Annotated in this window: 8 protein-coding genes; 2 read left to right on the top strand and 6 right to left on the bottom strand. The window is 42.3% G+C overall.

The window, feature by feature from the left end; translation table 11 throughout:
• Positions 1-31: 31 nt before the first annotated feature.
• From IQ209_RS07580 to ppiB, 6 genes are all read right to left on the bottom strand, one after another.
• On the bottom strand, positions 32-643 hold the full coding sequence (locus tag IQ209_RS07580; protein WP_228005766.1) for an outer membrane protein OmpK: 612 nt from the start codon (positions 641-643) through the stop codon (positions 32-34).
• A 223-nt stretch (positions 644-866) separates the two neighbouring features.
• Positions 867-1487, bottom strand: coding sequence for a hypothetical protein (locus IQ209_RS07585; RefSeq protein WP_193850476.1), 621 nt, complete (start codon positions 1485-1487; stop codon positions 867-869).
• A 370-nt stretch (positions 1488-1857) separates the two neighbouring features.
• Positions 1858-2931, bottom strand: coding sequence for a 5-(carboxyamino)imidazole ribonucleotide synthase (gene purK / locus IQ209_RS07590; RefSeq protein WP_193850478.1), 1074 nt, complete (start codon positions 2929-2931; stop codon positions 1858-1860).
• Complete coding sequence (gene purE / locus IQ209_RS07595; RefSeq protein WP_228005772.1) at positions 2928-3452, bottom strand: 5-(carboxyamino)imidazole ribonucleotide mutase; 525 nt, start codon at positions 3450-3452, stop codon at positions 2928-2930. Before purE ends, purK begins: the two co-directional genes overlap by 4 nt.
• Positions 3453-3629: 177 nt before the next feature.
• Positions 3630-4352, bottom strand: coding sequence for a UDP-2,3-diacylglucosamine diphosphatase (lpxH, locus tag IQ209_RS07600; RefSeq protein ID WP_193850482.1), 723 nt, complete (start codon positions 4350-4352; stop codon positions 3630-3632).
• A 17-nt stretch (positions 4353-4369) separates the two neighbouring features.
• Positions 4370-4864 (bottom strand): peptidylprolyl isomerase B, encoded by a 495-nt coding sequence (ppiB, locus tag IQ209_RS07605; RefSeq protein WP_074019340.1) that lies wholly within the window; start codon positions 4862-4864, stop codon positions 4370-4372.
• Between the two features lie 272 nt (positions 4865-5136).
• Between ppiB and cysS the strand changes: the two genes are divergently transcribed.
• Both cysS and IQ209_RS07615 read left to right on the top strand, forming a co-directional pair.
• Entirely contained in the window at positions 5137-6519 is a 1383-nt protein-coding gene (gene cysS, locus IQ209_RS07610) for a cysteine--tRNA ligase (protein ID WP_193850485.1), read from the top strand.
• 145 nt (positions 6520-6664) lie between these two features.
• Positions 6665-6979, top strand: a 315-nt coding sequence (locus tag IQ209_RS07615; protein WP_193850502.1) for a transposase, incomplete at its 3' end; no start/stop codon positions are given.

Consider the following 6979-nt stretch of genomic DNA (forward strand, 5'->3'; position numbering starts at 1 on the left):
CGATTAAAAGCGGCACTATTTTATGTGTTTATTAGAAAAAGCTGTATCGAATAAACACGCCATAGCTGAATTGATCCGTGCGAAAGCCAGGTGTATCTTTTATTTTGTATTTATTTCTGACAGGATTTACGACAACTCCAGTCCACAGATGACCAGCTTGATAGCCTAATTTTTTGCCTAAGTCATAATGCAATTCGGGTTTGAAATCGATCATTTCAGGGTAATCACCTAATCCCAGTGTATAATCGAAAGTACCTACAATGCGGAAATCGCCCAATTGATTCCTGAAAGGAATGCCGTAATCAATATGGATACGCTGATCGTTCCAGCTTCCCTTAGCATTATTTTCAAAATAAAAGATAGTGCGCAACCAACTGAACCCGCCGACTTGCCAATCAAAGCTGATACCAGGGAAATAGTCGTATCTTACGTTTTTGGTTTTGGCTATCCATTGGGCAAACAGGACATCTTTTAATGGGCCATAGGACAGATCATACCCTGTGATTTTGCTGGCACTGAGCCTTGGCACAAACTTATAGTAATAGGTACTTTTATCGCCTTTGTAGTCCTGTTGCAGCGAATGTTGCCAAATACTGTAGACATACATATCGCCAATTTTGTAATCACCAAACGTTTCCACCATTGGGGAGACGGTTTTTTGAGGGGCAACCTTATTCTCAAATTGGAAGTAAAGGCTGGTATCAATTGATTGAAAATTGACAAAGTCACTTGCTTGGGCGTAATTGATGATGGATAACTATCCATTCCAACACAACTTCTATGCTAACTGGTTGAAATACGTTCATTATATTCTTTTATATATTGGAGGATTTTAAGTAACATCATTTTATTTATAATTTCTTTATTCAGTTAATTTCCACGGTTAACTGTTGTTTGTGATGACCGGTTAGCCCATTTTGCTTACAAGCCTGTTCACTGCCGTCACAAATCAATTTAATTGGGAGGTTACATTCTTTATATTTTAAAAAATAGGTTCTCCAGACGTTATCTATATCATCATTATTATGGTCCATCATTATAATGCAACTGTTTGTATTATAACCTTGAGAATATTCAACAGACCAATGAATAAATTTTGTTTCATCATGGCAACCGCTAAATATATTATTACTATCTTCTACATCAAAGGAGATATCTTTTTGGGGTTCTAATTCAATGGGAGACGGCCCAGAACTATACATACATCCTTGGTCAATACGTTTGAAAGTTACTTTGGCAGTGTTACTATTGTTTATGAAATGCATATTATAATATGCAGAAGAAAAAGCGTTGTTTGCAAAAAACATCATGATCAAATATAAACTATATTCTGTGTGTTTTTTAAGTAATTTCATTTTATTTTTCTCCATATTAATAATAACATGGGCTGCAAGGCTGAAAATTTTAAAATAGTTATATACTCCATGAATTTCAAAATAAATCGCAGACCATTTCGATGCAACTTGAAAGCCGACAGGGATGTTCATATCCGGCATTTTTAAGTATAGCAGGGATAAATAAAGATAAAAGTTAATTTTGATTTTTTTAATTTAATGAATATAATGTTTATTTATTTTATAATTTTTGTTTATTTTTTTTTGTTATACCTATCCTTTTATTTAATGATGGCTGATGTTATAAGTATATTATAAACAATATATTATGGAATAATTCAATGAGAAAATAACACTGCTATATTTAAATTAAATCGATATTCCGTATATTATTTAGGAATAAAAAGATCCATAGGCTTATGCCAATATTTTCAAAAACTCATTTTGATAGGGGTAAGCTCATATCATTCATGAAGGGAAGTGGTAGCTTATTTTAATCATTACCACTTCCTAAGATAACAGATTAACTTAATTTATCTTGTGCCCATTGAAGGCCGCTTTGATATTCTGTCGGCAATAGTGAGGCCAATGTTTGTAACGTCGCTTTCAATGTTCCCTTATCTGCATGGGTCACATTTAAGTGACCTACTTTACGTGCAGGACGAACATCTTTTTCATACCAATGTAAACGAACCAGCGGCAAACTCAGCCATGCGGGATTTACTCTCGTGCCGATCAGATTGATCATGACGGATGGCGCAAAGATTTCGGGTTTTGGCATAGGAAGATCCAAGATCGCCCGTAGGTGAAGCTCAAACTGGCTGATGGAAGCACCGTTTTGCGTCCAGTGACCGCTATTGTGAACCCGTGGAGCTAATTCATTGATCAACAAAGTATCGCCAACAATAAAACACTCCATCGCCATAACACCAACATAGTTCAGGTGATTCATGATGGTGGATAGCATCAGCTCTGCTTGCTGTTGAAACGGCTTATCGGCACTATTATCAGGTAAAGTAACACTGGTACGTAAGATTCCTTCCTGATGCAAATTGTGAGTCAGTGTATAGAATACTGATTCACCTTTGGCATTACGGGCTCCCACCAGCGAGACTTCTCCCGAAAACGGAATACCCTGTTCTACAATACATTCACCGTAAATTTCAGGTGGAAGTGTGGTTTCATCACCCGGCCGAATACGCCATTGACCACGCCCGTCATAGCCTCCAGTCCGTCGCTTAACAATGATAAAATCCCCTAATTCCGCAAATAGTTGCGGCCATTGTTCGGAAGAGGAAAGTAGCCGCCACGGCGCGGTTGCCAGGCCCAACGTATCCATGAGCTGCTTTTGTTGCAAACGATCCGCTAGTTGCGGAAAAATATCGCGATTGATAAAAGCCTTATGATGAGCCAGTTCGCGGGTTAATGCGGTTTCGGGCCAACGCTCAATTTCTGCGGTGATCACGCTGCTTTGGTACGGCACGGCTTCCGGTTCGGCATCCAACCCAACAGGATAAACAGCGATCCCCAACGGTTCACCGGCTTGACGCAGCATTCTGCCTAACTGACCATTTCCCAATACACAAACGGGCTTCATGCATCCTCCCGTGGATCTGGGTTATCCAAAACAGCCTGGGTCTGCTCACTGCGCCAATCTGATAAACGTTGAAACAGTGCACTGTCATGCAACGCCAGCACCTGGGCCGCCAGCAATGCGGCATTTGCGGCACCTGCTTTGCCGATAGCCAGCGTACCAACAGGAATGCCCTTTGGCATTTGGACGATAGAATACAGGCTATCAACACCGCTAAGCGCAGCGCTTTGTACAGGCACCCCAAACACAGGCACTAAAGTTTTGGCTGCCAACATTCCTGGTAGATGTGCGGCCCCACCTGCACCCGCGATAATCACATCAAAACCGTTTTCTTTTGCTTGTTCTGCGAAACGAAAAAGTTTATCTGGCGTTCGGTGTGCCGAAACAATTTCAACATGAAAAGGAATGGCGAGATCGGTCAGGATATCGGCTGCATGTTGCATGGTTGCCCAGTCACTTTTAGAACCCATGACAATGGCGATTTTGGCGTGGTTTTGGGGTTCTATTTCTGTTGGAAAAGTCATTGTAGGAGTAATAACAGTTGTGGGATCAGAGCTGGACGTCATAAATCAGATGCTCCTGTATTGGGTGTCTACCAGAACAAAGATGAAATTTCAGACGGCGGATCATATCACGCTAATTGCATAAGGAAAACGTTTGCGTCGTTTGATTTATCGATTTTTACAAAATAAGCGAGGCGCTTAGAAGGGAAAGGATATCAATTCAATCGCTGCTTCTGTGACTTTAAACATCGAACCTTGCTCATGCCATGCTCCTAATACACCGCGATGCACGGTCTTATCGCCAATCTGAATATCGTGTATTGCCGGGCGGTGAGTGTGCCCGTGAATGATCCAATCTGCCTGATATTTTTTAAAGTGCTCGATAACCGCCTCTTGGTTGACATCCATAATAGATGCGGATTTTTGGCGGTTGGCATAGTGGCTACCCGCTCGCATTTTGGCTGCAATTTTCAAACGGATAAATAAAGGAAGAAGCAGAAACAACCGTTGTATCCACGAAGTATGTACTCGCTTACGGTACTGCTGATAGTTGATATCATCGGTGCATAGCGTATCGCCATGCAAAATCAGAATACGTTTACCATGCAACTCCAGTACTTCTTCCTGTGGAAGCAGAATCAAGCCGCTCTCTCTGGCAAAACGGGAGCCGAGCAAGAAATCACGATTGCCATGAATGAAATAACAGGGAATACCTTGTTGTTTTAGTTCATTAAGGGCCTGGGCGATTTTAGTATGCAATGGGTTGGGATCATCATCACCAATCCAGTAATCAAAAAAATCACCGAGAATATAAAGACTTTCAGCGTGGATTGCATCCTCACGTAAAAAACGCAGAAAACCGGCAGTAATTGCCGGCTCTTGTTCACTGAGATGCAAATCTGCAATAAACAGTGTACTCATGTAGCGTCTAACAGTAATTATTCGCCAACAGTGACACGTTCAATGATCACATCTTCATGTGGTACATCTTGGTGCATACCGCTGCGACCGGTGGAAACACCTTTAATTTTATCAACGACGTCCATGCCTTCAACAACTTCGGCGAATACGCAGTAACCCCATCCATCTGGACGCTCTGAACGGAAGTTCAGGAAATCGTTATCGACAACGTTAATGAAGAACTGGGCAGTTGCAGAGTGCGGATCATTAGTGCGTGCCATAGCGATGGTGCCACGGCTGTTTTTCAGGCCATTGTTGGCTTCGTTTTTGACAGGAGCTTTAGTTGTTTTCTGCTTCATACCTGGTTCAAAGCCACCGCCTTGAATCATGAATCCATTGATAACACGGTGAAAAATGGTGTTGTCATAAAAGCCTTCTGAGCAGTAACTCAGGAAGTTTTCAACAGTTACAGGTGCTTTATCAGCGAAGGTTTTGATTACGATATCGCCAAAATTGGTGTGGAAAGTCACCATAATAAAAATCCTAGTAATAGTTTTGATTGACCCTGTATTTAGGGGATTCGGAACAACTTATGTTATATCATATCTCAGATTTTGAGTCAGTATTCTGAGACGTATCAGAACAAGGCGGTTTATGGCACTTGCAAAGCATTGCATATCAAGGTGAAATATCTCGTCTGGCTTTTCTATATTCTCGTTTATTTATCTTGCTGATAAAGAAGCCTATAATCAGCCAATTCATTTGATTTTATTACACGTACATTAATTTTTACGGAAACTCACTGATGCTAAAAATTTTCAACACACTCAGCCGTCAAAAAGAAGAATTTAAGCCGATTCACGAAGGAAAAGTGGGCATGTACGTGTGTGGCATTACCATTTATGACTTATGTCATATCGGTCATGGTCGAACATTTGTGGCATTTGATGCGATTGCCCGTTACCTGCGTTATCTGGGATACGATCTGACGTATGTCCGTAATGTCACTGACGTGGATGATAAAATTATTAAACGCGCTATCGAAAATAATGAAAGTTGTGACGATTTGACCGCACGCATGTTGGCAGAAATGCACAGTGATTTTGATACATTGAATATCTTGCGCCCGGATTTAGAGCCTCGTGCAACGCAACATATCCCAGAGATCATTGCCATCACGGAAGAGCTGATTAAGCGCGGGCACGCTTATGTTGCCGCTAATGGTGACGTCATGTTCTCCATTGACACCAAACCTAATTATGGCCTGCTTTCCCGCCAGGATTTGGATCAATTGCAGGCTGGCGCACGTGTTGAAGTGGCAGATGTAAAACGTAACCCGATGGATTTTGTATTATGGAAAATGTCCAAACCAGGTGAGCCGAGTTGGGAATCTCCGTGGGGAGCAGGACGTCCGGGTTGGCATATTGAGTGTTCCGCCATGAACGGCAAGACGCTGGGTCACCACTTTGATATCCACGGTGGCGGTTCTGATTTGATGTTCCCGCACCATGAAAATGAAATTGCTCAATCCACTTGTGCTCATGATGGCCCTTACGTCAATTATTGGATGCATTCCGGCATGGTCATGGTGGATAAAGAGAAGATGTCCAAGTCATTGAATAACTTCTTTACCATCCGTGATGTGCTGGAATATTACGATGCTGAGACCGTGCGCTATTTCTTGCTGTCCGGCCACTATCGCAGCCAGTTGAATTATACGGAAGAGAACCTGAAACAGGCGCGCACATCCCTTGAACGTTTGTATATTTCTCTGCGTGGCACAGATAAATTCGCCCAACTTGCTGGTGGGGAAACATTTGAAGCCCGTTTCATTGAAGCAATGAACGATGATTTCAATACACCAGAAGCGTATTCAGTCTTGTTTGATATGGCGCGTGAGCTTAATCGCCTGAAAACAGAAGACATGACAGCGGCTAATGGTCTGGCGGCAAGGCTGCGTAAATTGGCAGGGATCCTTGGTCTTTTGGAACAAGATCCAGAACACTTTTTGCAAGGCGGAGCACAAGTAGACGACGATGTTACCCGAATCGAAGCATTAATCAAACAGCGTAACGATGCCCGTAAAAACAAAGAGTGGGCATTAGCTGATGCGGCGCGCGATCAGTTAAATGAAATGGGAATTGAGCTGGAAGATGGCCCACAAGGAACAACATGGCGTCGTAAATAATCGATTTTTGCTTTGTTGAACACCAGAACCGCCCCTTAGATGCTGTCTCTTCTACACAAATCCCTCGATTGAATCGAGGGATTTTTTTGAACCTTTTTCTACCTAGCTGATCTCAATAAGAAATACTACGTTGAGGTCACATATGATGTTTTCAACAGATGCTGAGCAATGGGCAAAAGACACTTTTCAATATGCTGATTTAGGGGATAGCCGCCGCACTAAGCGGCTGATCAAACTGACTTCTTCTCTTGCCAATCATTTAGGACAGTCTCTCGTGCAATCTTTAAAATCCCCTGCGGATATCGAAGCTGCTTATCGCTTCGCTCGCAATCAAGCCATTAATCCTCACGCTATCGCAGAAGCTGGCTTTGTCGCCACCGATGAGCAGGTTAAGCACTATGATTGCCTCCTCGCGCTTGAAGATACGACCTCGCTGGAATTTATCCACCCTACGGTTCGA

It is taken from the genome of Xenorhabdus sp. BG5 (assembly GCF_015163665.1).
Classification (GTDB): Bacteria; Pseudomonadota; Gammaproteobacteria; order Enterobacterales; family Enterobacteriaceae; genus Xenorhabdus.

Coding starts and splice junctions, on each gene's coding strand:
- lpxH (WP_193850482.1), bottom strand. CDS start 4,352: ATGAGTACACTGTTTATTGCAGATTTGCATCTCAGTGAACAAGAGCCG.
- purE (WP_228005772.1), bottom strand. CDS start 3,452: ATGACTTTTCCAACAGAAATAGAACCCCAAAACCACGCCAAAATCGCC.
- IQ209_RS07585 (WP_193850476.1), bottom strand. CDS start 1,487: ATGAACATCCCTGTCGGCTTTCAAGTTGCATCGAAATGGTCTGCGATT.
- purK (WP_193850478.1), bottom strand. CDS start 2,931: ATGAAGCCCGTTTGTGTATTGGGAAATGGTCAGTTAGGCAGAATGCTG.
- IQ209_RS07580 (WP_228005766.1), bottom strand. CDS start 643: ATGGTGGAAACGTTTGGTGATTACAAAATTGGCGATATGTATGTCTAC.
- ppiB (WP_074019340.1), bottom strand. CDS start 4,864: ATGGTGACTTTCCACACCAATTTTGGCGATATCGTAATCAAAACCTTC.
- cysS (WP_193850485.1), top strand. CDS start 5,137: ATGCTAAAAATTTTCAACACACTCAGCCGTCAAAAAGAAGAATTTAAG.